This is a genomic window from Pseudomonas sp. LBUM1664 (assembly GCF_059695895.1).
On sequence record NZ_CP166791.1, the window covers coordinates 18918 to 42131 of the forward strand.

The 23214-nt window shown below is 60.3% G+C and carries 23 protein-coding genes; 11 read left to right on the plus strand and 12 right to left on the minus strand.

The window, feature by feature from the left end:
• Positions 1-130: 130 nt before the first annotated feature.
• The 5 genes from ACA047_RS00080 to ACA047_RS00100 form a co-directional block, all read right to left on the minus strand.
• Positions 131-1255: a GGDEF domain-containing protein gene (locus tag ACA047_RS00080; RefSeq protein WP_497355554.1), complete on the minus strand. Its 1125-nt coding sequence runs from the start codon at positions 1253-1255 to the stop codon at positions 131-133.
• Between the two features lie 179 nt (positions 1256-1434).
• A complete protein-coding gene (locus ACA047_RS00085; RefSeq protein ID WP_497355556.1) occupies positions 1435-2205 on the minus strand; it encodes a MetQ/NlpA family ABC transporter substrate-binding protein in 771 nt (256 codons plus the stop codon).
• A gap of 78 nt (positions 2206-2283) precedes the next feature.
• Positions 2284-2958 (minus strand): methionine ABC transporter permease, encoded by a 675-nt coding sequence (locus tag ACA047_RS00090; RefSeq protein ID WP_497355558.1) that lies wholly within the window; start codon positions 2956-2958, stop codon positions 2284-2286.
• Positions 2958-3965 carry a methionine ABC transporter ATP-binding protein gene (locus ACA047_RS00095; RefSeq protein ID WP_497355560.1) on the minus strand — a complete coding sequence of 336 codons (1008 nt, stop codon included), beginning with the start codon at positions 3963-3965 and terminating at the stop codon, positions 2958-2960. The genes ACA047_RS00090 and ACA047_RS00095 overlap by 1 nt, the downstream gene beginning before the upstream one ends.
• Before the next feature lie 106 nt (positions 3966-4071).
• Positions 4072-4491, minus strand: a complete 420-nt coding sequence (locus ACA047_RS00100) for a winged helix-turn-helix transcriptional regulator (RefSeq protein WP_497355562.1) — start codon at positions 4489-4491, stop codon at positions 4072-4074.
• Between the two features lie 113 nt (positions 4492-4604).
• Between ACA047_RS00100 and ACA047_RS00105 the strand changes: the two genes are divergently transcribed.
• From ACA047_RS00105 to katE, 3 genes are all read left to right on the plus strand, one after another.
• Positions 4605-5339, plus strand: a complete 735-nt coding sequence (locus tag ACA047_RS00105) for an SDR family NAD(P)-dependent oxidoreductase (protein WP_497355564.1) — start codon at positions 4605-4607, stop codon at positions 5337-5339.
• A 72-nt stretch (positions 5340-5411) separates the two neighbouring features.
• Positions 5412-6011, plus strand: a complete 600-nt coding sequence (locus ACA047_RS00110; protein ID WP_497355566.1) for an NADPH-dependent F420 reductase — start codon at positions 5412-5414, stop codon at positions 6009-6011.
• Between the two features lie 141 nt (positions 6012-6152).
• A complete protein-coding gene (gene katE, locus ACA047_RS00115) occupies positions 6153-8294 on the plus strand; it encodes a catalase HPII (protein ID WP_497360594.1) in 2142 nt (713 codons plus the stop codon).
• Between the two features lie 107 nt (positions 8295-8401).
• Here the strand turns inward: katE and ACA047_RS00120 are convergent, their stop codons facing one another.
• Genes ACA047_RS00120 through zur form a run of 4 tightly spaced genes read right to left on the minus strand, consistent with a single transcriptional unit; the run spans position 8402 to position 11198 of the window.
• The gene (locus ACA047_RS00120; protein ID WP_497355568.1) at positions 8402-9115 is read right to left on the minus strand and encodes a PA5502 family lipoprotein; all 714 of its coding nucleotides are present in this window, start codon (positions 9113-9115) and stop codon (positions 8402-8404) included.
• Positions 9116-9152: 37 nt separating this feature from the next.
• Positions 9153-9941 carry a zinc ABC transporter permease subunit ZnuB gene (gene znuB, locus ACA047_RS00125; protein ID WP_497355570.1) on the minus strand — a complete coding sequence of 263 codons (789 nt, stop codon included), beginning with the start codon at positions 9939-9941 and terminating at the stop codon, positions 9153-9155.
• Entirely contained in the window at positions 9934-10716 is a 783-nt protein-coding gene (gene znuC / locus ACA047_RS00130; protein WP_497355572.1) for a zinc ABC transporter ATP-binding protein ZnuC, read from the minus strand. The genes znuB and znuC overlap by 8 nt, the downstream gene beginning before the upstream one ends.
• A complete protein-coding gene (zur, locus tag ACA047_RS00135; protein ID WP_497355574.1) occupies positions 10716-11198 on the minus strand; it encodes a zinc uptake transcriptional repressor Zur in 483 nt (160 codons plus the stop codon). The genes znuC and zur overlap by 1 nt, the downstream gene beginning before the upstream one ends.
• Positions 11199-11264: 66 nt before the next feature.
• Between zur and znuA the strand changes: the two genes are divergently transcribed.
• Entirely contained in the window at positions 11265-12194 is a 930-nt protein-coding gene (gene znuA, locus ACA047_RS00140) for a zinc ABC transporter substrate-binding protein ZnuA (protein ID WP_497355576.1), read from the plus strand.
• Positions 12195-12290: 96 nt separating this feature from the next.
• Here the strand turns inward: znuA and ACA047_RS00145 are convergent, their stop codons facing one another.
• Entirely contained in the window at positions 12291-13241 is a 951-nt protein-coding gene (locus tag ACA047_RS00145) for a homoserine kinase (protein ID WP_497355578.1), read from the minus strand.
• A 62-nt stretch (positions 13242-13303) separates the two neighbouring features.
• The gene (locus ACA047_RS00150; RefSeq protein WP_497355580.1) at positions 13304-13591 is read right to left on the minus strand and encodes a DUF2782 domain-containing protein; all 288 of its coding nucleotides are present in this window, start codon (positions 13589-13591) and stop codon (positions 13304-13306) included.
• A 74-nt stretch (positions 13592-13665) separates the two neighbouring features.
• On the opposite strand from ACA047_RS00150, the gene polA reads away from it, so the two are divergent.
• Complete coding sequence (gene polA / locus ACA047_RS00155; protein ID WP_497355582.1) at positions 13666-16434, plus strand: DNA polymerase I; 2769 nt, start codon at positions 13666-13668, stop codon at positions 16432-16434.
• Between the two features lie 281 nt (positions 16435-16715).
• Here polA and yihA read toward each other — a convergent pair whose 3' ends face one another.
• On the minus strand, positions 16716-17357 hold the full coding sequence (yihA, locus tag ACA047_RS00160; protein WP_497360596.1) for a ribosome biogenesis GTP-binding protein YihA/YsxC: 642 nt from the start codon (positions 17355-17357) through the stop codon (positions 16716-16718).
• Positions 17358-17548: 191 nt separating this feature from the next.
• Between yihA and ACA047_RS00165 the strand changes: the two genes are divergently transcribed.
• From ACA047_RS00165 to ACA047_RS00190, 6 genes are all read left to right on the plus strand, one after another.
• Positions 17549-17839: a c-type cytochrome gene (locus ACA047_RS00165; protein ID WP_003196231.1), complete on the plus strand. Its 291-nt coding sequence runs from the start codon at positions 17549-17551 to the stop codon at positions 17837-17839.
• Positions 17840-17885: 46 nt separating this feature from the next.
• Positions 17886-18497 (plus strand): c-type cytochrome, encoded by a 612-nt coding sequence (locus ACA047_RS00170; protein ID WP_497355584.1) that lies wholly within the window; start codon positions 17886-17888, stop codon positions 18495-18497.
• 198 nt (positions 18498-18695) lie between these two features.
• The gene (locus ACA047_RS00175) at positions 18696-19340 is read left to right on the plus strand and encodes a thiol:disulfide interchange protein DsbA/DsbL (protein ID WP_497355586.1); all 645 of its coding nucleotides are present in this window, start codon (positions 18696-18698) and stop codon (positions 19338-19340) included.
• A gap of 14 nt (positions 19341-19354) precedes the next feature.
• Positions 19355-20233 (plus strand): endonuclease/exonuclease/phosphatase family protein, encoded by an 879-nt coding sequence (locus tag ACA047_RS00180; RefSeq protein WP_497355588.1) that lies wholly within the window; start codon positions 19355-19357, stop codon positions 20231-20233.
• Positions 20230-22296 carry a GGDEF domain-containing protein gene (locus tag ACA047_RS00185; RefSeq protein ID WP_497355590.1) on the plus strand — a complete coding sequence of 689 codons (2067 nt, stop codon included), beginning with the start codon at positions 20230-20232 and terminating at the stop codon, positions 22294-22296. The genes ACA047_RS00180 and ACA047_RS00185 overlap by 4 nt, the downstream gene beginning before the upstream one ends.
• A gap of 103 nt (positions 22297-22399) precedes the next feature.
• The gene (locus tag ACA047_RS00190) at positions 22400-23179 is read left to right on the plus strand and encodes an N-acetylmuramoyl-L-alanine amidase (RefSeq protein ID WP_497355592.1); all 780 of its coding nucleotides are present in this window, start codon (positions 22400-22402) and stop codon (positions 23177-23179) included.
• Positions 23180-23214 lie beyond the last annotated feature (35 nt).

Genomic DNA, 23214 nt, shown 5'->3' on the forward strand with positions numbered 1-23214 from the left:
TGTGCGTCGCTAAAAGTGGGAGCGTGCTTGCAGGCAGACCGCGTCGGCCGATTTACGCCGGCTGCGCCGCCGAGCGGGAGCAAGCTCCCTCGCCACGAATTGCCGGGCAACACGGGGCTCTGTTTATGCGCTAAGCAACAGCAACTTGATTACGCCCCAACGCCTTCGCCCGATACAGTGCCTTATCCGCATTGTTCATCAAGCTGTGAAGATCCTTATGACCAGCCTCCGTCGACGCCACGCCGAGGCTGGCGGTTATGCGATGAACAGGCTCGATCATCAACCCGGCAATCGTATGGATAAGCTCTTCTGCAATCTCAATGGCGACCTCAAGGGAGGTATCCGGGAGCAAAACCGCAAATTCTTCTCCGCCTAGCCGGCCGTGGATATCCGTTGCACGAAAGGATGAACTGATGACCACGCCCATTTGGCGCAAAACCTGATCCCCCACTTGATGGCCGTAGGTGTCGTTGATGTGCTTGAAGTGGTCCATGTCCAACATGACGGCGCACAACCCTAACTGGTTGGTTTTACAGTCGTTGTAGAGCTGTTGGGCATGCTCGAAAAAAGCGCGTCGACTCTTCAGGCCGGTCAGTTCATCGGTTTGTGCTGCACGGGTTGAAATGCTGTTCGCCTGTTCCATTTCGCGGGTTAATCGAAAGGCGGTTTCCAGTGCCGTAGACATTTTGCGTGTTGCGCGGGCAGCAAATGATGCGAACACCAAGATCGAGAGTGCCATGCCGACTTGAATCGAGGACGGTTGAAACAGCAGCCAGGCGGTGCACGGCAACAGGACCAAGCCAATGGAGACGAGTGTCATATCGCGGTAGGCCGAGTAGCAGGACACCGCGCTGACGGACATCCCGACCGCAAAGAGCATGACCAACGCCTGCGACAAAAGATCGTCTGCGGGCATGACAGCGAATACGCCTCCCCCCCAGATGCTGGCGGATAACACGAGCGTGATCCAGTATTTGCGCTCCCAGCGCTGAGGCGTACGTTCACTTTCGTCGCCGCGAAAATAGACAACGAACATCGAAATGCGCAACAGCGTCGAGCCGGTCAGTATGGCCAGCCACCAGAAAATGACGCTGTGTTCAAAACGATCCCAGCACAGCCAACACAGCATGATGGCCGCGAGGTAGCTACCAAAAACCGCCGAAACGGATTGGCGGAATAGTTGCTGCAATCGGTCAGTTCGCACCTGTTCGGCTAATACAAAGTCCTGGCCATTCCGAGATCTTGGGCCATCCATGTGATCCACCTGATCATGACGCAGCTAAAAAAGCGATTGTGGCACCCTGCCACCAACGCAAACAACCGAATTACGTTTGTGGCCCTTCGCAAAGCCCCTTGGAGAATTGCCTTGCCTTCGAGCATAAAAAAACGGGGCTGCATTTACATGAAGCCCCGTTTTTTATAGTGCGGGTCAAATCAGAACGCCGGCAACACCGCGCCTTTGTACTTCTCAAGAATGAAAGCCTTCACTTCCGGGCTGTGCAGCGCCGCAACCAGCTTCTTCATCGCCTCACTGTCCTTGTCATCCTCACGGGCCACCAGGATGTTTACATACGGCGAGTCGCTGCCTTCGATCACCAGCGCATCCTTGGACGGATCAAGCTTGGCCTCCAACGCGTAGTTGGTATTGATCAACGCCAGATCAACCTGAGTCAGCACGCGCGGAATGGTCGCAGCTTCCAGCTCCCGGAATTTCAGGTCTCTCGGGTTATCGGTGATGTCCTTGGTGGTCGACAGGATGTTGTTCGAATCCTTCAGCGTGATCACCCCGTTCTTTGCCAGCAGCAACAGCGCACGGCCGCCGTTGGTGGCGTCGTTGGGGATTACCACGTTGGCACCGCCCGGCACTTCTGCCAGTGTCTTGTACTTGCTGGAATACGCGCCCAGGGGTTCCAGGTGTACGCCGGCCACGCTCACCAGGTGCGTGCCTTTGGCCTTGTTGAACTCATCCAGGTACGGCTGGTGCTGGAAGAAGTTGGCGTCCAGGCGCTTTTCCGCGACTTGCACGTTCGGCTGGATGTAATCGGTGAAGACCTTGACCTGAAGGTCCACGCCTTCTTTGGCCAGTGCCGGTTTGACGAATTCGAGGATTTCCGCGTGCGGGACCGGCGTTGCCGCGACGGTCAGGGTGTCGGCGTGAGCGGAAAATGCTGCAGCGGCAGCGAAGGCAACCAGTAATTTCTTCATTCAGCTAACTCCTTGTGCGGCGCCTGCTCTCGGCGCCTGCCAGCGAATGGCCGGCTCATGGTTTATTGGTGTAAGACTTTATTTTCTAGAGAAATGCACAACCAGCTTGTCACCCACGGTTTGCAGGACCTGAACCAGCACCAGCAGCAACACCACCGTGACCACCATCACATCGGTCTGGAAACGCTGGTAACCGAAACGGATCGCCAGGTCGCCCAAACCACCGGCACCGACCACACCGGCCATGGCCGTGTAGGACACCAGCGTAATCGCTGTCACCGTAATCGCAGCAAAAATGCCCGGACGGGCTTCCGGCAGCAAGGCGTTGACGATGATCTGCCGGGTGGTCGCACCCATGGCCTGGGTCGCTTCGATAATGCCGCGATCGACTTCGCGCAAGGCGGTTTCCACCAGGCGGGCGAAGAACGGTGTTGCGCCGACCACCAGCGGTGGAATCGCCCCAGCCACGCCCAAGGACGTGCCGGTGATCAACACCGTGAACGGAATCATCACGATCAACAGAATGATGAATGGCAACGAGCGCAAGATGTTCACCGCCAGCGACAGCAGCGCATAGACGCCCCGGGCCTCGAGCAACTGGCGCGGGCTGCACAGAAACAGCAACACGCCCAGCGGCAGGCCGAGCAGCACGGTGAACAACAGCGAACCGAAGAGCATCAGCAGGGTGTCGCCGGTCGCCAGCCAGATTTCCAGCCAGTCGATATTCGCGAAGAATGAATTCAACAGTTCCATCAGCGCAGCACCTCCATGTGGACATCGGCTGCGGTGAAGCGGGCGAACGCCGCCTCCATGTCACCGCCGGTGACGGCCAGGGTCAGTTGCCCGTAGGGGGTGTCTTTGATGCGGTCGATACGGCCGGCCAGAATGCTGTAGTCCACACCGGTTTCCCGGGCGACGGTTCCGAGCAATGGCGCGTAGGTCGATTCGCCCTGGAACGTCAGGCGCACGATGCGACCCGGCACGTGAGCAAAATCGTCGCGCTGTTCGCTGTCATCGATCTGCTCGTCTTCCTGGACGAAACGCTTGGTGGTCGGGTGCTTGGGGTGCAGGAACACCTGCGCCACCGGCCCTTGCTCGACAATCACGCCGGCGTCCATCACCGCCACTTCATCGCAGACGCGGCGGATCACGTCCATTTCATGGGTAATCAGCACGATGGTCAGCTTCAGCTCGCGGTTGATCTCCGCCAGCAGTTGCAACACCGACGCGGTGGTCTGCGGGTCCAGGGCACTGGTAGCTTCGTCGCACAGCAAAATTTTGGGTTTGGTCGCCAGGGCGCGGGCGATGCCGACGCGCTGCTTTTGGCCACCGGACAACTGCGCCGGGTATTTCCTGGCGTGGTCGGACAGCCCTACCCGCGCCAGCAACTCGGCGACTCGCCGGTCAATTTCGCTGCGGGACAATTCACCCGCCAACGTCAGCGGTAGCGCCACGTTGTCGGCCACGGTCTTGGATGCCAGCAGGTTGAAGTGCTGGAAAATCATCCCGACCTGCTGACGGAAGCGCCGCAGGCCGCTGGCGTCCAGGGCGGTGACTTCCTCGCCGTCGACGATGATCTTGCCGCCGCTGGATTCTTCCAGGCGATTGATCAGGCGCAGCAGGGTACTTTTTCCTGCACCGGAATGGCCAATCAGGCCAAAGACCTGACCGTTCTCAATCGTCAGACTGGTCGGGTGCAGGGCGGGGATATCCCTACCGGCGACCCGGTAGGTTTTGTAAACGTTTTGAAACTCGATCACGTAGCGAACCTTGTGGGGCGCGTTGGAAAAGGGTCAGCGGTTAGCCGGGCGCGCATTTTAGCCTGTCCGTATAGAGGTTCTTAGCATTTATTTGCGATTGAACCTTTCATTTGGCAATAACGCGATCAGCGATACCACGACTCAGCGGTTCTTCAGCATCCTGCTGGGGCAAAGTGTCGCGCTTGGCGAAGATGCTTGCCATTTGCGCCGCGTTCTCGGTTCCCCAGATGCACAGCGGGACGATCGCGTCAGCCAGGCTGCGGCCGAGCGGGGTCAGCGTGTAGTCCACGCGCGGGGGCACCTCTTTGTAGTCGGTGCGCGCCAGCACGTGATCGGCTTCCAGATCCTTCAATTGCTGGATCAGCACCTTGTCGCTGACGCCCGGGATCAAACGCTTGAGCTCGCCATAGCGCTTTGAGCCGTCGCGCAGGAAAAACAGGACCAGCGGTTTCCACTTGCCCGAGATGATGCGCAGCGTGGCGTTGAGCCCGCAGCCGGTGCCGCAGATTTCAGAAGTCGTCGTCATTTTTTGATACTTACCAAAAGGTGCATACTTGTCCTTAGGTTATCAGAGCTGCATCCTCGTCCTCAAGTAAGCAGTTCCCTGCTTGCGTACTACTCCAACGAAGGATGCACGACATGACCAGACTAAATGGAAAGACCGCCGTGATTACTGGTGGCGCTACCGGCATCGGCTTCGCCGCGGCAAAGCGCTTCATCGAGGAAGGTGCCTTTGTCTTCATCTTCGGCCGCCGGCAGGAAGCGCTCGACGCTGCTGTGGCTGACCTCGGCCCCAATGCCCGCGCGGTGAAGGGCTCGGTCTCCGATCTGGCCGACCTCGACCGACTCTACGCAGCCGTGAAGGCCGAGCGCGGAACCCTCGACATCGTCTTTGCCAATGCTGGGGCGGGAAGCCCGCTTGCGCTCGGCGAGATCACCGCCGAGCACATTGACGAAGCCTTCGACACCAACGTGAAGGGTTTGATCTTCACGGTTCAGAAGGCGCTGCCGCTGATGGGCCAGGGCGGTTCGATCATCCTGACCGGATCGAGCGCCGGCGCCACGGGCGCCCCGGCATTCAGCGTCTACAGCGCAAGCAAGGCGGCCGTGCGCAACCTCGCGCGGACCTGGGCGCAGGACCTGAAGGGCTCCGGCATTCGGGTAAACGTGCTGTCGCCCGGGCCGACGGCGACCGAACTCGCGAAGCAAGCGCTAGGCGAGGAAGGCATGAAGGTCTTCGCCTCGATGAATCCGCTCCAGCGCATGGCCGAGCCGGTGGAGATCGGAGCAGTGGCCGCCTTTCTCGCGTCGCAGGACAGCAGCTTCATGACCGCCAGCGAAGTCGCCGTCGACGGCGGCCTGGCGCAAATCTGACTCCCTACGCCCGGCCGGTCGCTCCAGTCGATATTCGGAGCCCGTAGGGCGTGGTAAACCTGAGGAAAATATATGAGCTACGCAATTATCGGCTTCGGCAAGCTCGGCCAGGCGCTTGCCAAGGCGTTTGCCCGAAGCGGCATCGAAGTATCCGTTGCAACCACCCGCGACCCGCAAAGCTTTGCACCCGCTGCGGCCGCGATCGGACCCCAGATCATTCCCAAAACACTGGCGCAAGCCGTCAAGGCGGACATCGTCTTTTTGGCTGTCCGTTACGAGTCGCACCGGGATGTCGCGAAGGAGCTGCCGACCTGGAAGGGCAAGACCATCGTCGATGTGACCAATGCCTACGGCGTGTCCCCTGAGGAACTGGGAGGACAGCCTTCTTCCAAGGTCGTCGCGCAGGCCTTCACGGGTGCAAGACTGGTTAAGGGCTTCAACCATTTGGTCGCTGCCGTGCTTGACCAAGATCCGGCCGTACAGGGTGGCAGGCGAGTCGTGTTCCTGGCGAGCGACGATGACGACGCCGCAGCGCAGATTGGTGCGCTAGCGGAAAATCTCGGTTTCTCGCCGATCAAACTTGGCGGGCTTTCGGAAGGTGGACTGCTTGTGCAGGCGCGCGGGAATAGCTGGGGTCAACTGATCTTTAAGGACTTGGTCAAGTTCGACTGATGAATCGTAAATCCCATAAAAAAGGAACACAGCGAAACGGCATCGGTCACTCATTAAGCCACTCGAAAATGCCCAGGTCCGTGCTTGGTGCATCGAACGTCCAAGTCCTGGCTACGGCGGGACCGCAACGAGGAGTCATGCCTGATGAGTACCGACAAGCCCACCTCTACCCCCAGCCAACTGGCCGGGACCGATACCCTGGATCGCGGTAACACCAATGCCAAGCTTGAGAGCCTGGAACAGTTTCGCTCCGACGCCACCGAACAGGCCTTGCGCACCAACCAGGGTGTGAAGATCGCCGACAACCAGAATACCCTTCGAGCCGGGCCCCGCGGGCCTTCGCTGCTGGAAGATTTCATCATGCGGGAAAAAATCACGCATTTTGACCATGAGCGCATTCCCGAGCGCATCGTTCACGCCCGCGGTACCGGCGCCCATGGCTACTTTCAGGCCTATGAAGCGCATTCGGCGTTAACCAAGGCTGGTTTCCTACAAGACCCGAGTAAGAAAACCCCGGTGTTCGTGCGTTTTTCCACGGTGCAGGGGCCACGCGGTTCCGGCGATACCGTGCGGGACGTTCGTGGCTTTGCGGTGAAGTTCTTCACCGATGAAGGCAACTTCGACCTGGTGGGCAACAACATGCCGGTGTTTTTCATCCAGGACGCGATTAAGTTTCCAGACTTCGTCCACGCGGTGAAACCCGAACCCCATAACGAAATTCCTACCGGCGGCTCGGCCCACGACACCTTCTGGGATTTTGTCTCGCTGGTGCCCGAATCGGCTCACATGGTGATTTGGGCGATGTCCGACAGGGCCATTCCAAAAAGCCTGCGGGCCATGCAAGGCTTTGGGGTGCACACCTTTCGCATGATCAACGCCGAAGGCGTCAGCAGCTTCGTCAAATTTCACTGGCGCCCTACAGTCGGCACTTGTTCATTAGTGTGGGACGAAGCCCAGAAGCTCGCCGGGAAAGATACCGACTACCACCGTCGCGACCTCTGGGAGTCGATCGAGATGGGGGACTACCCGGAATGGGAATTCGGCGTACAGATCGTCGCCGAGGAAGACGAGCATAAATTCGACTTCGACCTGCTCGACCCGACCAAAATCATTCCTGAGGAACTCGTTCCCATCACGCCCTTGGGCAAAATGGTGCTGAACCGCAACCCGGACAACTTCTTCGCCGAGGTCGAGCAAATCGCGTTCTGCCCTGGGCACATCGTGCCGGGCATTGATTTCTCCAACGACCCGTTGCTGCAAGGCCGGCTGTTTTCCTACACCGATACGCAAATCAGCCGACTCGGTGGGCCGAATTTTCATGAGCTGCCGATCAACCGTGCGATCACCCCGGTGCACAACGGCCAGCGTGACGCCATGCACCGCACCACCATCGACAAGGGGCGTACGTCCTACGAGCCGAACTCCATCGACGGTGGCTGGCCGAAGGAAACCCCGCCTGGCCCGCAGGACGGCGGTTTTGAAAGCTACCCAGAGCGCATCGATGCCCACAAGATCCGCCAACGCAGTGAATCGTTTGGCGACCACTTCTCCCAGGCGCGGCTGTTCTACAAGAGCATGAGCCCTCACGAGCAGGAGCACATCATCGCGGCTTATAGCTTTGAACTGGGCAAAGTAGAGCGTGAGTTCATCCGGGCGCGGCAGGTCAACGAGATTCTGGCCAACATTGATCTGGAACTGGCGGCGCGGGTGGCGAAAAACCTCGGTTTGCCGGCGCCAACCGCTGGCACTGTCGATGTACCGAAGCCTTCGCTGGAGCAATCCCCGGCCTTGAGCCAGGCGAACCTGTTGTCCGGGGACATCAAGACGCGGAAAGTGGCGGTGCTGGTGGCCAACGGCGTCGATGGCGCGGTCATCGATGCACTCAAGCAGGCCCTGAAGGCCAAGGGCGCCCACGCCAAAGTGCTGGGGCCGACTTCCGCGCCGGTCACCACCGCCGCTGGGCAAACGCTACCGGTGGATGCGTCCATGGAAGGGCTGCCGTCGATTGCCTTTGACGCGGTGTTCGTACCGGGCGGCGCTGAGTCGATCAAGGCCTTGAGTGGCGACGGCGTGGCGTTGCATTACGTGCTGGAGGCCTACAAGCACCTGAAGGCCATCGCGCTCAATGGTGAAGCACGGCAATTGCTGGTGTTGCTGAAATTGGAGGCGGATGCGGGGCTGATTGCTGACGCGGATGCCAGCAATTTTGCGGTGTTCTTCGACGCGATTGCTCAGCATCGGGTGTGGGCGCGGGAGCCCAAGGCCAAGGCGATTCCGGCTTGATGGTTGTCTGAAAGAGCTTCATTGCTGGTAGTACGTCATCGCGGGTAAGCCTTGCTCCCACAGGAGATCGAATTAACCTGTGGGAGCAAGGCTTGCCCGCGATGCTTTTAGGGCTTGCGAGGAGTCAGCACCATCTGCGCCGGCACGCTGCGCAAAATCTGCTTTTGCAGTTTCAAGTCAAACCCAGGATCAAGCTTTTTAACCCGTTTGGTCAGCAGCGTTGCCAGCCAAGGATAATCGTCGGTGCGCGGTGCCTGGATGCTGACGTCGCATTGATAATTCACCACGTCAGCGGCGATGGCATCCAGTTGTCGACGCATTTGCTGAATATCGCCGAGATTGAGCGAAACGGTTGTGCTTTCGGCGCTCGGGTCGATCACTTTGGCGACCGGTTTGGCTTCGGCGGCCTTAAGGGCGGCCTCGGCTTTGTCCAAGTCGGACTTGCGGGCCGCGGCAATTGCGCTGTTGACCTCGCCGGTGAGCGCCGGTGCCTTGGGCATCAGGGCTCTGGCACGGCTCAGGGCGGTGGCGGCGGCGTTTACATCGCCTTTTTGCAGATCGATCTGGCTGCGGCGCAAATACGCCTCGGCCAGTTGCCGTTGGAAGGGTTCCAGCGACGGATCTTCGGGCGACTGGGCCTGCAAGGCGGCCAGCTGATCTTCAGCGGTGGCCAGCTCATTGCCGGCCAGGCTCTGTTCAAGCTGCGCGAGGGCCGGCCCGCGTGCATCGGGGGCTTCGGTGACCGGCGGCGAACTTTGGCAAGCGCCCAGTAGCAGGGAAAATGCGACAAGGAGCAGATAACGGGAGGCGAACGGCTTCATTCCTGCGACTCTCTATTTGCGCAAAAAGCGAGCAAGTCTACACCCCTCGACGAGGCAGGACAAAACTCAGCAGAAACAGCGCGGCGGCGCTGACCACGATCGATGGGCCGGCCGGGGTGTCTTTGAACCATGACAGCGCCAGCCCGCCACACACCGCGAGCATGCCCAGCAGGCTTGCGCCCACGGCCATTTGCTCGGGTGAGCGGGCGTGCCGCTGTGCCGCCGCCGCCGGGATGATCAACAATGAAGTAATCAGCAACACACCGACGATTTTCATCGCCACGGCAATCACCACCGCCATCAGCAGCATCAGCGCCAAACGCAAACCCACCACGGGCAGGCCTTCGACTCGCGCCAGTTCCTCGTGCACGGTAACGGCCAGCAATGGGCGCCAGAGCGCCACCAGCACCAGCAGGACCGCCGCACTGCCGCCCAGGATCCACGACAGATCCATCGGGCTGATGGCCAACAGATCGCCGAACAGGTAGGCCATCAGATCAATCCGCACGTCATGCATGAAGCTTAGTACCACCAGCCCGAGGGACAGGGTACTGGGGGCCAGAATGCCCAGCAGCGTGTCGGACGCCAACGGTTGGCGCTGTTGCAACGTCACCAGCAGCACCGCCAGCAACAGGCAGCCGACGGTCACCGCCACCGCAGGGCTGACGTCCAGCAGAAACCCCAGCGCCACGCCCAGCAACGCTGCGTGGGACAAGGTGTCGCCGAAATAGGCCATGCGCCGCCAGACCACAAACGAGCCGAGGGGGCCGGCCACCAGCGCAAGAGCCAGGCCTGCGAGCAGGGCGTACAACAGAAAATCAGCCATGCTTGCAGCCATCTCCATGAACATGGGTAGAAACAGATGAATCGCTGACCACCGCACCATGCAGGTCGTGGGCGTGGTCATGATGGTGGTGATAAATCGCCAGGCTTTGTGCGTTCTTTCCGAACAGCTCGACGAAGGCCGGATCGCCGCTGACCTGCTCCGGATGCCCGTAACAGCAGACGTGACGGTTGAGACAAACCACCTGGTCGGTGGTGCTCATGACCAGGTGAAGGTCGTGGGACACCATCAGCACGCCGCAACGGTAACGGTCGCGCAGGCGAGTGATGAGGCTGTACAGTTCGGCCTGGCCGGCCACATCGACCCCTTGCACAGGCTCGTCGAGCACCAGCAATTCAGGCTCGCGCAGCAGGGCGCGGGCCAGCAGCACGCGCTGCATTTCGCCACCGGAAACGCTTTGCACCGGGCTGTCGATCACCTGTTCGGCACCGACTTCGTTGAGCGCCGCCAAGGCCCGCTCGCGATCCACGCCAGGCACCAGGCGCAAAAAGCGCAATACCGACAGCGGCAGCGTCGGGTCTACATGGAGTTTTTGCGGCATGTAACCAACGCGCAGCTTCGGTTTGCGCCAGACGCTGCCGCTGTCCGGCTTGAGCAAACCCAGCACGGCGCGCACCAGGGTCGTCTTGCCGGCGCCGTTGGGGCCGATCAGGGTGACGATCTGCCCCGGCTCGACACTCAGCTGAATGTTATCCAGCACGTTCTGCCCGGCGAACGTCACAGCCACCTGCTCGAGGCGGATCAGCGCGTTGCTCATCAGGCCCCCTGGCAGCCGGAGCAGAGACCGACCACTTCGACGGTCTGGCTGTCGACCACGAAACCCACGTCTTTGGCACTGGCGATGATGGCATCGCTGATGGATTTCTGCTCCAGCTCAATGGCGGCGTGGCATTGGCGGCAGATCAGAAACTGGCCCTGATGGGCGTGCTCCGGATGGTTGCAGCCGACGAAGGCGTTCAGCGACGAGATGCGATGCACCAGGCCGTTTTCCAGCAGGAAATCCAGCGCGCGATAGACCGTCGGCGGTGCGGCGCGCCGGCCATCCTGCTCACTGAGCACTGCCAGAATGTCGTAGGCGCCCAGTGGCTTGTGACTTTGCCAGACCAGTTCCAGCACGCGACGACGCAAGGCTGTCAGGCGCAACCCTTGGCGCGCGCAGATGGCATCGGCCTCCGACAGCGCGCTGTGCACGCAGTGGGAGTGATCATGGGGACGACTGGCAAGGGGTGTAATAGGCATGGGCAGCGACGAGTTTAGTGAGAGACGTTATTATGTTACCTGTTATCGCCTCTTCGAGTGGTCATCGTGTCCCGAATTTTTTCGCTCTTTGTCGTTTTTGTCGCAAGTTTTCTACTGATCGGCCCGGCCCAGGCCGAAGTAAAAGTACTCACCAGCATCAAGCCGTTGCAGCTGATTGCCGCCGCGGTGCAGGACGGCGTGGCCGTTCCCGAGGTGTTGCTGCCACCTGGCGCATCGCCTCATCACTACGCCTTGCGGCCATCCGACGTACGGAAGGTGCAGTCGGTGGATCTGCTCTACTGGATTGGCCCCGACATGGAAAGTTTCCTGCCGCGCGTGCTGAACGGTCGTACGCTGCCTTCCGTCGCGATACAGGATTTGCCGGGGCTCAAGCTGCGCCACTTTGCCCAGGACAGTCAGTCCCACGCCGAGGATGACCATGACGGCGACGAGCACGATCACGACCATCGCCCCGGCACTGTCGATGCCCACCTATGGCTCTCGCCAACCAATGCGCGGGTGATTGCCGCCAAAATGGCTGCTGACCTGAGCGCGGCCGATCCGGCCAACGCCGCCCGCTATCAAAGCAATCTCAAAGGCTTCAACCAGCGTCTCGACGCCCTGGACACGCGCCTGAAGGCTCGTCTGGCCGGGGTCGTGGGCAAGCCGTATTTCGTGTTCCACGAAGCGTTCGACTATTTCGAAGACACCTATGGCCTCAAGCACGCCGGGGTGTTCGCCGTGGCTGCCGAAGTCCAGCCCGGCGCCCAGCATGTGGCGGCAATGCGCACGCGCTTGCAGGCTGTGGGCAAGACCTGCGTCTTCAGCGAACCGCCCCTGCGCCCGCGCCTGGCCGAAACCCTGGTGGCCGGGTTGCCGGTGAAGCTGGCGGAGCTGGATGCGTTGGGCGGCTATACCCCTGCGACGGCGCAAGGGTATGAGCAGGTGTTGGAGAAGCTGGGGAATGATCTGGCGGGGTGTCTGGAGTCGCTGTAACGCTTGGATTGGCGGCGGCTCCATCGCGGGCAAGCCTTGCTCCCACAGAAAAAGTCGCTTATTCCTGTGGGAGCAAGGCTTGCCCGCGATGCTGTTTTAAAAGGCGAACGGCAACAACGTGCTGACTTTCTGCCGCTGCGCCAGGCGCTGCTGGAACTCCATCGGATCGTGGATCAACACATCCTGCCCGGCGAAGGATTCGGCGGCGATCAACCGTGACAGCCAGAACCGCACGCACGCCACGCGCAGCATGGTTGGCCATAACTCGGCCTCGGCGGCGGTGAACGGTCGCAGCGACGCATAAGCCCCCAACAACGCCCGGGCCCTAGGTCCGTCGAGCACACCGTCGTCATCCGAACACCAGTCATTCAAGGCAATGGCGACGTCATACAGCGTCGGCCCGGAGCAGGCGTTGTAGAAGTCGATCAACCCGGTCAGGTGCGTACCCTCGAACATCGCATTGTCGCGGAACAGATCCGCGTGGATGTTGGCGCGGGGCAGTGCCAGAATTTTTACCTTCTGCTGTGTGATCTCATCCAGCGCAGCCTCAAGCAGCCGACGGGGCTCGGCATCGAGGTGCGAGAGCAGCTTGGCGCCCTCCTCCTGCATCCAGTCCAGCCCGCGATCGGTCTTGCGCTTGATCATATGGTCTTGGGTCGCCAGGTGCAGGTGCGCCAGCAACTCCCCGACCTGAGCGCAATGCTGCGCGTTGGCCTGCTTGATGTGTTTGCCCGCCAGGCGCGGTTGCAACAGCGCCGGTTTGCCCGCCAGCTCCCGCAGGGCCACGCCGTCGGTGGTACGCAAGGCGTATGGCACCGGCAGGTCGGCGTCATGCAGCACGTCCAGCAGTTCGATGAAGAACGGCATTTCCTGGACCGGGCCGCGCTCGACCAGGGTCAGGACAAATTCGCCCTGCTCCAGGCTGATAAAGAAATTGGTGTTTTCGCTGCCGGCGGCGATCCCCTGGAAATCAAGCAGGCGGCCGAGCCCATAAGGGGCGAGAAAGGTTTCCAGCTCGGGCCGAGCCAGGGGAGTGAACACAGACATGGTTAAAACTGCCAGTACGGGCGCCCTTCAGCGAGCGCCGGTTTAAGTCGAGAGTGGCGGTATTACCACTCAAAGATTTTCCACGATGGAATCAGCATATCCGGCTGATCCGAGCGGATGAAGTTTGCATCGGTACCGTCGGCACGTACCAGGAAATAAGGCTTGCCGTTCTTGGGCGTGACCTTGATCGCATACAAAAAGCCGTTTTGCCGATACTCCTGGATGGTTTTATCACCTTCGGTGCGGATGGTGACGTCCGGGTCCGCCGAGGGGGCGTCATCCGCCGCCATGACGGCCACCGGGGTGATTGCAAACAAGCCAGCCAGCAACAGGCGATTGAGTGTGCTCATGATAACCTTGTCCCTTTGTCGTCAACGGTCCCGCTATTCTAGCGCCGGACCCGCCGAAAAGGTTGATCCTGCTCATGAGCCAAGCTCCCCTCGTCCTGGTGGACGGTTCTTCTTATCTGTACCGCGCCTTTCATGCGCTGCCACCGCTGACCACCTCCAAAGGCCTGCCGACCGGTGCGGTCAAGGGCGTACTGAACATGCTCAAGAGCCTGCGCAAGCAGTATCCGGACAGCCCGTTCGCCGTGGTGTTCGACGCCAAGGGTGGGACTTTTCGCGACGCGCTGTACGCCGAATACAAGGCCAACCGCCCGAGCATGCCCGACGACATGCGCGTGCAGATCGAGCCGCTGCATGCCAGCGTCAAGGCCCTGGGCTTCCCGCTGTTGTGCGTGGACAACGTCGAAGCCGATGACGTGATCGGCACGCTGGCCCGCAGTAGCGCGGCGGCCGATCGCCCGGTGGTGATCTCCACCGGCGACAAGGACATGGCGCAACTGGTCGACGGGCACATTACCTTGGTCAATACCATGACCGGTAGCGCGCTGGACGTGGCTGGCGTGAAGGAGAAGTTTGGCGTCGCTCCGGAGCAGATCATCGATTATCTGGCGTTGATGGGCGATTCATCCGACAACATCCCGGGCGTTCCGGGGATCGGGCCGAAGACGGCTTCCGGCTTGCTGGTGGGCGTCAATGGCGGCCTGACCGAGCTGTATGCGCAACTGGATATCGTTGCCACGCTGCCGATCCGTGGTGCCAAGACCCTGGCCGCCAAGCTTGAAGAACACAAGGAAATGGCCCTACTTTCCTACGAGCTGGCGACCATCAAGACTGACGTGCCACTGGATGTCGGCCTCGACGACCTGCAAATGGGCGCGCCGGATCACGAGAAACTCGCCGAGCTGTACACCCTGCTGGAATTCAAAAGCTGGTTCGAAGACAACCAGCGGGATGCCAAGCGTGCTGGCCAGGAGATCGTCGAAGTCACCGATGAACAGCCCGGCGTTGCCGAGGCCAAGTATGAGCTCATCCTCGACCAGGCACGCTTAGACGCGTGGCTGGCCAAACTGGACAAAGCGCCGCTGTTTGCTTTCGTCACAGAAACCAACGGTGGCGATGCCCAGCACTCGCAATTGGTGGGATTGTCGTTCGCCGTTGCCGCTAACGAAGCGGCCTACATCCCACTGACCCATTCCTACATGGGCGTGCCGGACCAGCTGGACCGCGACACGGTGCTCAAGGCCCTCAAGCCGCTGCTGGAAAACCCGAACAAGCTCAAAGTCGGCCAACACGCCAAGTTCGAAACCAATATCCTGGCCAACTGCGCCATCGGCGGTGATCAGAACAACGGCATCTTTGTTCAAGGCATCGCCTTCGACACTATGCTTGAGTCCTACGTGCTGGACTCCACGGCGACCCGTCACGACATGGACAGCCTGGCGCTCAAGTATCTGGGGCAAAGCAAGACCGATATTCAGGAAATTGCTGGTAAAGGCGTCAAACAGCTGACTTTCGATCAAATCTCCCTGGAACTGGCTGGTCCATACGCCGCCGAAGACGCAGACGTGACCTTTCGCTTGCACCTGGCCTTGCAGGAAAAACTGGCCGCCACACCAAGCCTGGGCAAAGTGCTCAACGACATCGAAATGCCACTGATGCCCGTCCTGGCGCGCATCGAGCGCCAGGGTGCGTTGGTCGATGCCAAGCTGCTGGGCGTGCAGAGTGTCGAGTTGGGCGAGAAACTGGTGGCCCTGGAGCGTGAGGCATTTGCCATCGCCGGTGAGGAATTCAACCTGGGCTCGCCCAAGCAATTGGGCGTGATCCTGTACGAAAAACTCGGCTTGCCGGTACTCAGCAAAACCGCCAAGGGCCAGGCATCTACCGCCGAAGCGGTGCTCGCCGAACTGGCCGAGCAGGATTATCCGCTGCCCAAGGTGCTGATGCAGTACCGCTCGTTGAGCAAGCTCAAGAGCACTTACACCGATCGCCTGCCAGAGCAGATCAACAGCCGCACAGGGCGTGTCCATACCAATTATCAGCAAGCCGTCGCAGCCACCGGACGACTGTCGTCCATCGATCCGAACCTGCAGAACATTCCGATTCGCACCGCCGAAGGCCGGCGGATTCGTCAGGCATTCATCGCGCCAAAAGGCTACAAGCTGCTGGCGGCGGACTACTCGCAGATCGAACTGCGGATCATGGCGCACCTGGCCAAGGACGAAGGCTTGCTCCATGCGTTTCGCAATGACCTGGATGTGCACCGGGCCACGGCCGCCGAGGTTTTCGGCGTCGAGCTGCAGGCCGTCACCCATGACCAGCGCCGCAGCGCCAAGGCGATCAACTTCGGCTTGATCTACGGCATGAGTGCGTTTGGCCTGGCCAAGCAGATCGGCGTCGATCGCAAGCAGTCCCAGGCGTACATCGAGCGCTACTTCGCCCGCTACCCAGGTGTGCTGGCGTACATGGAGCGCACCCGCGCCCAGGCCGCCGAGCAAGGTTTCGTCGAAACCATTTTCGGTCGTCGGCTGTACCTGCCGGACATCAATGCGAAAAACCCGGCCTTGCGCAAAGGGGCTGAACGCACGGCCATCAACGCGCCGATGCAAGGCACGGCCGCCGACATCATCAAGAAAGCCATGGTGGCCGTGGATCGCTGGCTGACCGCGTCAGGGCTGGATGCCAAGGTCATTTTGCAGGTACACGACGAATTGGTGCTGGAGGTACGCGAAGACCTGGTCGATCAAGTGCGCGAGGAAATTCGCCAGCACATGAGCGCCGCCGCCACGCTGGATGTGCCGCTTCTGGTGGAAGTGGGTGTGGGAAATAACTGGGATGAGGCGCACTGAGCCGTCGGCAAAGTCGCATTTTGCTGCGGTCTGATGCCGCAGCAAAATTCAAAGCGCGGTTTTAGTTCGGAAAATTCCTAGGGTTATTTCCAAAAATAATCTGAACTAAACCCGTGAACTGCTACTCAGAGATTTTGAATGGCTGGTGAAGCCCTTCAATGCTCCTATGTTGTGTTAAGTGTTGGCAGATATCTGGACCCCGCCCTAGCGGTCCGGAACTTGGACCCCGAACTTCCCCCTCCCCATACGAAGTCCGGGGTTTTTTTTGCCCGCGATTTGGCTTATTCGGCCTCGTCGGCGCCCTTGTCTGCCAATTCCATCCAACCGGCCAGCACCGTGTAGGCCTCTTCCAGGCCCATGCGCTTGGGTGCCGAGAACAACTGGATGGTGATTGCGTCGCCCCACCCTTTGCGAATTTCCGCCTGCACTTTGAGCAAGCTATTTTTTGCCGCGCCGTAAGTGAGCTTGTCCGCCTTGGTCAGCAAAATGTGCATCGGCATGCCGCTGGCGACGGCCCAGTCGAGCATCAGCAGGTCGAAATCGGTCATCGGATGGCGGATGTCCATCATCAGAATCAAACCTTTGAGACTCTCGCGGCTGCCCAGATAGGCTTCCAGATGGCGCTGCCAGTGTTGTTTGAGTGGAATCGGCACCTTGGCGTAGCCGTAACCGGGCAGGTCGACCAAACGGCGTTCATCGTCTAGCTTAAAGAAGTTCAAGAGCTGTGTGCGGCCCGGGGTTTTCGAGGTGCGTGCCAGGCTTGCATGGGTCAAGGTGTTCAGCGCGCTGGATTTGCCGGCATTGGAACGCCCGGCAAAAGCCACTTCGAAGCCTTCGTCGTCGGGGCATTGATCGACTTTGGCGGCGCTGAGCATGAAGGTGGACTGTTGGCACAGGCCAAGGATGGGGTTCTTCAGTTGCATGGGATTTCCGATGTGGGCGGCGTCGGGAATGGACGCGGCAAGCTGTGTCGTTTCCGTTTCAGTGACGCCAGTATATAATGCCGCAGATTTTGTGTGCGCTTTGTCCCAGCGTAGGATGAAGCTCACGGGAGCGACCGACCGAAATTGCGCACTAGAACGCAGCTCGCTCTCAACCCTGAAAAGGTCGTTTTATGACGAAATGGCTGCTAGCTGCCGGTGTCTTGATGCCGCTTTACAGCGCTCAGGCTACACAGGATCCGGAAGCTGTGTACAACCGTGTTTGTGGTGCCTGTCATTCCGGCCAACTCCCCATGGCGCCCCGCAAGGGCGATCAGGAAGCTTGGACGCCGAGGTTGGCGAAAGGTATGGAGACGCTGGTGCAACACGTGACCCAGGGTTTCAAGGCGATGCCGCCGCGTGGTTTGTGCATGGACTGCAGTGCCGAGGATTACCGAGCCATCATCCAGTGGATGAGCGAGTAAACCCGGTCCATAACTCTTTAACCCTTAGCCGTAGTTGGATTAGCTGATGAACAAATTGATCGTGAGTCTGCTGTTGACCTTGGGGATATCCGGTGTAGCCCACGCCGCTGGCGATGCCGCCGCCGGTCAGGCGAAAGCCGCCGTATGTGGGGCCTGCCATGGTCCGGATGGCAACAGCATGGCGCCAAACTTTCCGAAACTGGCAGGTCAGGGCGAGCGTTATCTGAACAAGCAACTGCACGACATCAAGGACGGCAAGCGCACGGTACTGGAAATGACCGGCCTGCTGACCAACCTGAGCGATCAGGACCTGGCGGACATCGCGGCTTATTTCGCCAGCCAGAAGGGCAGCGTCGGCGCTGCCGATCCAAAGCTTGTTGCACGCGGTGAAGCACTGTTTCGCGGCGGCAACCTGGCCAAAGGCCTGCCAGCCTGCACCGGCTGCCACTCGCCTGACGGCAAGGGCAACGCAGCCGCCGGCTTCCCGCACCTGGGCGGCCAGCACGCTCAGTACATCGGCAAGCAATTGACCGACTTCAGAAAAGAAGACGGTGGCCGGATCAACGATGGCGACACCAAGCCTATGCAGAGCATCGCTAAAAACCTGAGCGACGAAGATATCGCTGCGGTGGCCAGCTACATCCAGGGCCTGCACTGAGGCCTTTGGCCGACGTTGCGGGGGATGTACATCTCTTGCAACGTTAACGCTTGATTAATCTGTCGATGCAAGCATCAAAAGGGTGGCTTTGGCCGCCCTTTTTTGTGGCCGCTGCCGTTACACTAGCGAACTAGAACCCGCCATGGCCTGTCTGAAAGACACGCCTCGCGAGGCCACCTTATTGTCCAGGAGTAAAGCATGCGTAATCTGATCATCAGCGCCGCGCTCGTCGCCGCCAGCCTGTTCGGCATGGCCGCTCAAGCCAACGCCGAGGAATCGAAGCCTCCCTACGTCGAATTGAGCAACCCCGTTCCGGTGGCAGAGCCTGGCAAGATCGAAGTGGTGGAACTGTTCTGGTATGGCTGCCCGCATTGCTACGCTTTCGAGCCGGTCATCAACCCATGGGTCGAGAAGCTGCCTTCTGATGTGAACTTCGTACGTATCCCCGCCATGTTCGGCGGCCCATGGGACGCCCACGGCCAGATGTTCCTGACCCTCGAAGCCATGGGCGTCGAGCACAAGGTTCACGCGGCGGTTTTCAACGCGATTCAGAAAGAACACAAAAAGCTGATTGATAAAAATGACATGGCGGACTTCCTGGCGACCCAGGGCGTAGACAAGGAGAAATTCCTGGCTACCTTCGACTCCTTCGCCATCAAGGGTCAGATCAACAAGGCCAAAGAGCTTGCAAAGAAATATGAAATCTCCGGCGTGCCTACGATGATCGTCAACGGCAAATACCGCTTTGATATCGGCTCCGCCGGCGGTGCCGAGCAAGCACTGCAATTGGCTGACCAGCTGATCGTCAAAGAGCGAGCGGCAACCAAGGCCGCTTCCAACTAAGCGCGCCCTCGCCCATGGCCCGCTGGAGCTCCGAACGCATCGTTGGCCTGCATGAACCGCGGGTCAACGAGCATCATGTCACGCCCGCGGGCCTGCCTGCCGATAACCGTCTGCGCCTGCTCAGCTTCAATATCCAGGTGGGCATCAGCACCGAGCGTTACCGGCATTACCTGACCCGTGGCTGGCAACATTTGCTGCCGCACACCGGGCGAGCCGGTAACCTGCAGAAAATCGGCGACCTGCTGAAAGATTTCGACCTGGTGGCCCTGCAAGAGGCCGACGGCGGGAGCCTGAGGTCAGGCTACGTCAATCAGGTGGAACACTTGGCCCAGTTGGGCGCTTTTCCCTACTGGTACCAACAACTCAATCGCAACCTCGGACGTCTCGGCCAGCACAGCAACGGTGTGTTGAGTCGCCTGCGGCCGTGGGCGATCGAAGACCATCCGTTGCCGGGCCCAAAGGGGCGTGGGGCGATCCTGGTGCGTTTTGGCGAAGGTCCGGAGGCGTTGGTGGTGGTCATGATGCACCTGGCCCTTGGGGCTCGTACCCGAACGATGCAGCTGGCCTATATCCGCGAGCTGATCGGCGGATACAAGCATCAGGTGCTGATGGGCGACATGAACACCCACGCCAGTGACTTGCTGCAGACCTCGCCCCTGCGCGATCTGGGTCTGCTCGCTCCGCAACTCGAAGCGACGTTCCCCAGCTGGCGCCCCCAGCGCTGCCTGGACCATATTCTGCTGAGCCCGACCCTGACCCTCGAACGCGTCGAGGTGTTGGCCCAGCCCATTTCCGATCACCTGCCGGTCGCGGTCGAAATTCGTTTGCCTGGTTCGCTTACGGCTGATGCATTCCCCGCGCTGAGTCCTGCCCCTAGCGGATCCGATGAATGAGCGACGACGCCGAACGCTGGAGAGAGAAGTACCTCAAAAGTATCGAACAGCAGGAAAAGCTTGAGCGCCGCTGGGATGCTCGGCTCGACTTGCTGCGTCGTGGCCTGGTGCGCAGCACCCTGGCCGCCGAGGGCACTGATCAGGCCGTTGATCAATGCATGAAAGAGATGCGCGAGGCGGTGCGCACCGATGACATGGATGGCCCCCTCGCCTCCTTGTTGCCGCGCCTGGAGAAAGCCGTACTCGATTCCGAGCAGCGCCGCGAGACTCGGGTCGAACAGACGAGCGCCGCATTGACCGCCCTGGTCGCTCAGTTGCAATCCTTGTCGCTGCCGAAGGAAGTCAGCCGGCACCTGAAGAAATTTTCCAAGCAGCTGGAAGCCCGGGTTGGCCAGACCCGGGAGATTCCGTTGCTGCTCAGCGAATTGAGCGGCTTGCAGGGCAAGGCGCTGAGTGCACTGGAAGCGCCCGCCGAAGCGAATCGCCCCGGCCTGCTGCAGCGGTTGTTCGGCGGCCATGGTCACGACGAGGCACCGCCCCAGCCCCAAGAACCTGCTCAGGGCCGCGCGGCACCCGTATCAGAAACAGCCCTGCCGGCACCCGTACCATCGGCACCCGATGCAGTAGCCGTCGCACCGGCACCGGTACCGGCACCGCCACCATCGGTAGAGAAAACGGAGCAATCCCCCGCATTGGAGGCGACGCCCGAACCGGTCGCCTTCATTCCGCCGATGGACGAGCCTGCACCAACGCCCGTTTCGAAAGCCGTATCCGAAGCCGCTCAACCTGTCGTCGAGCTGGGCGAAACAATCGAGCCGGTACCGATCCTCGATGAGCCCACCGTACCGGTGCCCAAGCTTGAGAATCCCGACGAGCTGTTGCCGCAGGAACCATCACCGACCCTGCCTGAAGCACCGCTACCCCCTACAGAGCTAGCCGAGGCCCTAGTCACCGTTGATCCGCTGCCCGCCGAACCGGATGATGCCCACTACGCCCTGCCCGACTCACCGGAGCCTTCCTACAGCTCGGTGGCCCGGCATATCGAAGACACCCTGTTGGGCCTGCTGGGCGACCTGACCCTGCCCGAACGTCATCGTCCCCAAGCCGAGGCCATGCGTGAACGCCTGAAAAATGGCTTGAACTGGTACGAGTTGCTGCCAATTCTCGACGATCTTGCCGTGCTCATGCTGGCGATCACCGACAGCGGCCAGCACGAATTCGAAGCCTACCTGCAGCGGCTCAACGATCGGCTTGAGTCATTTCAAAGCAGTCTGCGGGCCGCCAGTGAAGACCACGCCGATAATCTGTCGGCCTCCAGGGAAATGGACACCCAGATACGCGAACAGGTGGATGGCATGCAGAGCAGCATGCAGGAAGCCGATGACCTGGAGGGCCTCAAGCAAGTGCTGGAGAATCACCTCGAGGGCCTGCTCGGCACGATGGACCAGCATCAGAAACAGCGTGATCAGCGCGAGCAGGAAGTCTCGGCTCGCCTGAAAAGCCTGGCCGAGCGCGTCGCGCTGATGGAGCAGGATGCCCAGGTCGTGCGCGATAATCTTGAGGAGCAGCGGCAAAAAGCGCTCATCGATCCACTGACCGGGTTACCGAACCGCGCCGCCTGGTCCGAGCGCCTCGAGCATGAAGTCGCCCAGTGGCAGCAGCATGGCAACAGCCTGCTACTGGCCATGCTCGACCTCGATCACTTCAAGCGAATCAATGATAACTACGGTCACCTGGCCGGCGACCGGGTGTTGAAAATTATCGCCTCGGTGCTGCGCAGGCGCCTGCGTGGCAATGATTTCATTGCCCGCTTCGGTGGCGAGGAATTTGTCCTGCTGGTGCCCGATACTCCCCTCACGGCGGGCGCTAAGCTGGCCGAGGCCCTGCGCGAAGCCATCGAAGCTTGTCCGTTCCACTTCAAGGGCGAACCGGTAACGATCACGGTGTCCATGGGCATGACGGCCTTCAAACCAGGTGAACACAGCGACTCGGTGCTTAAAAGAGCCGATCAGGCGTTATATAGAGCCAAAAATGCCGGGCGTAACCAAGTGCAATTGGGTTGAGCCCCAATTGTTCCATTTTGTTTAATATTGGGATGTGGGCCAGATCATCCCAAGGCGATACGTTACACTGTTGCATTACTTCCAGCGCGTAATGCATTCCGCCATGAAATTTCTCCCGCTCATTGTCTCTTTACTTGTCCTGGCCGGTTGCGTCAGCGGGCCTCGACTCGATACCAGTCACCCTTCAGTCAATCAGGACAACCGTATCCAATTCGTGGTGGTGCACTACACCTCTGCTTCCCTGGATCGCTCCCTGGCTCTGCTGACCCATGGTGAAGTCAGCGCCCATTACCTGATTGGCGACGATAAAAACGCGACCATTTATAAACTGGTGGATGAAAACCGGCGCGCCTGGCACGCCGGGGAAAGTGAATGGCAGGGCCGGACCTGGCTCAACTCCAGCTCCATCGGCATTGAAATCGTCAATCCAGGCTTCGTCGATACGCCCACCGGGCGCCTCTGGTATCCCTACAGCGAAGCTCAGGTCCAAGCCTTGATCGTATTACTCAAGGACATCACCCGGCGCAACGCGATTAGCCCGAGCAACATCATCGGCCACAGCGACATCGCCCCCCTGCGCAAACTTGATCCGGGGCCGCTGTTCCCCTGGAAGCGCCTGGCAGAGGCGGGCCTGGGGATCTGGCCAGACGAACGGGCCGTGGCGCGGCAGCAGGCCATCTTCGCGGCGCAGTTGCCGGGCGCCGGTTGGTTCCAGGCCGAGCTGGCCCGCTTCGGTTACCCGACGCCTCAGACCGGCGAATGGGATGTGGCTACCCACCATGTGCTGGCCGCCTTCCAGATGCACTACCGGCCGACCCGGTTCGATGGCACGCCGGATGCGCAAAGCGCGGCGATTCTGCAGGTGCTCAACCAGACAAAATAATGACGCCCGTCCGACTGTTAGGGCTAAATCCAAAT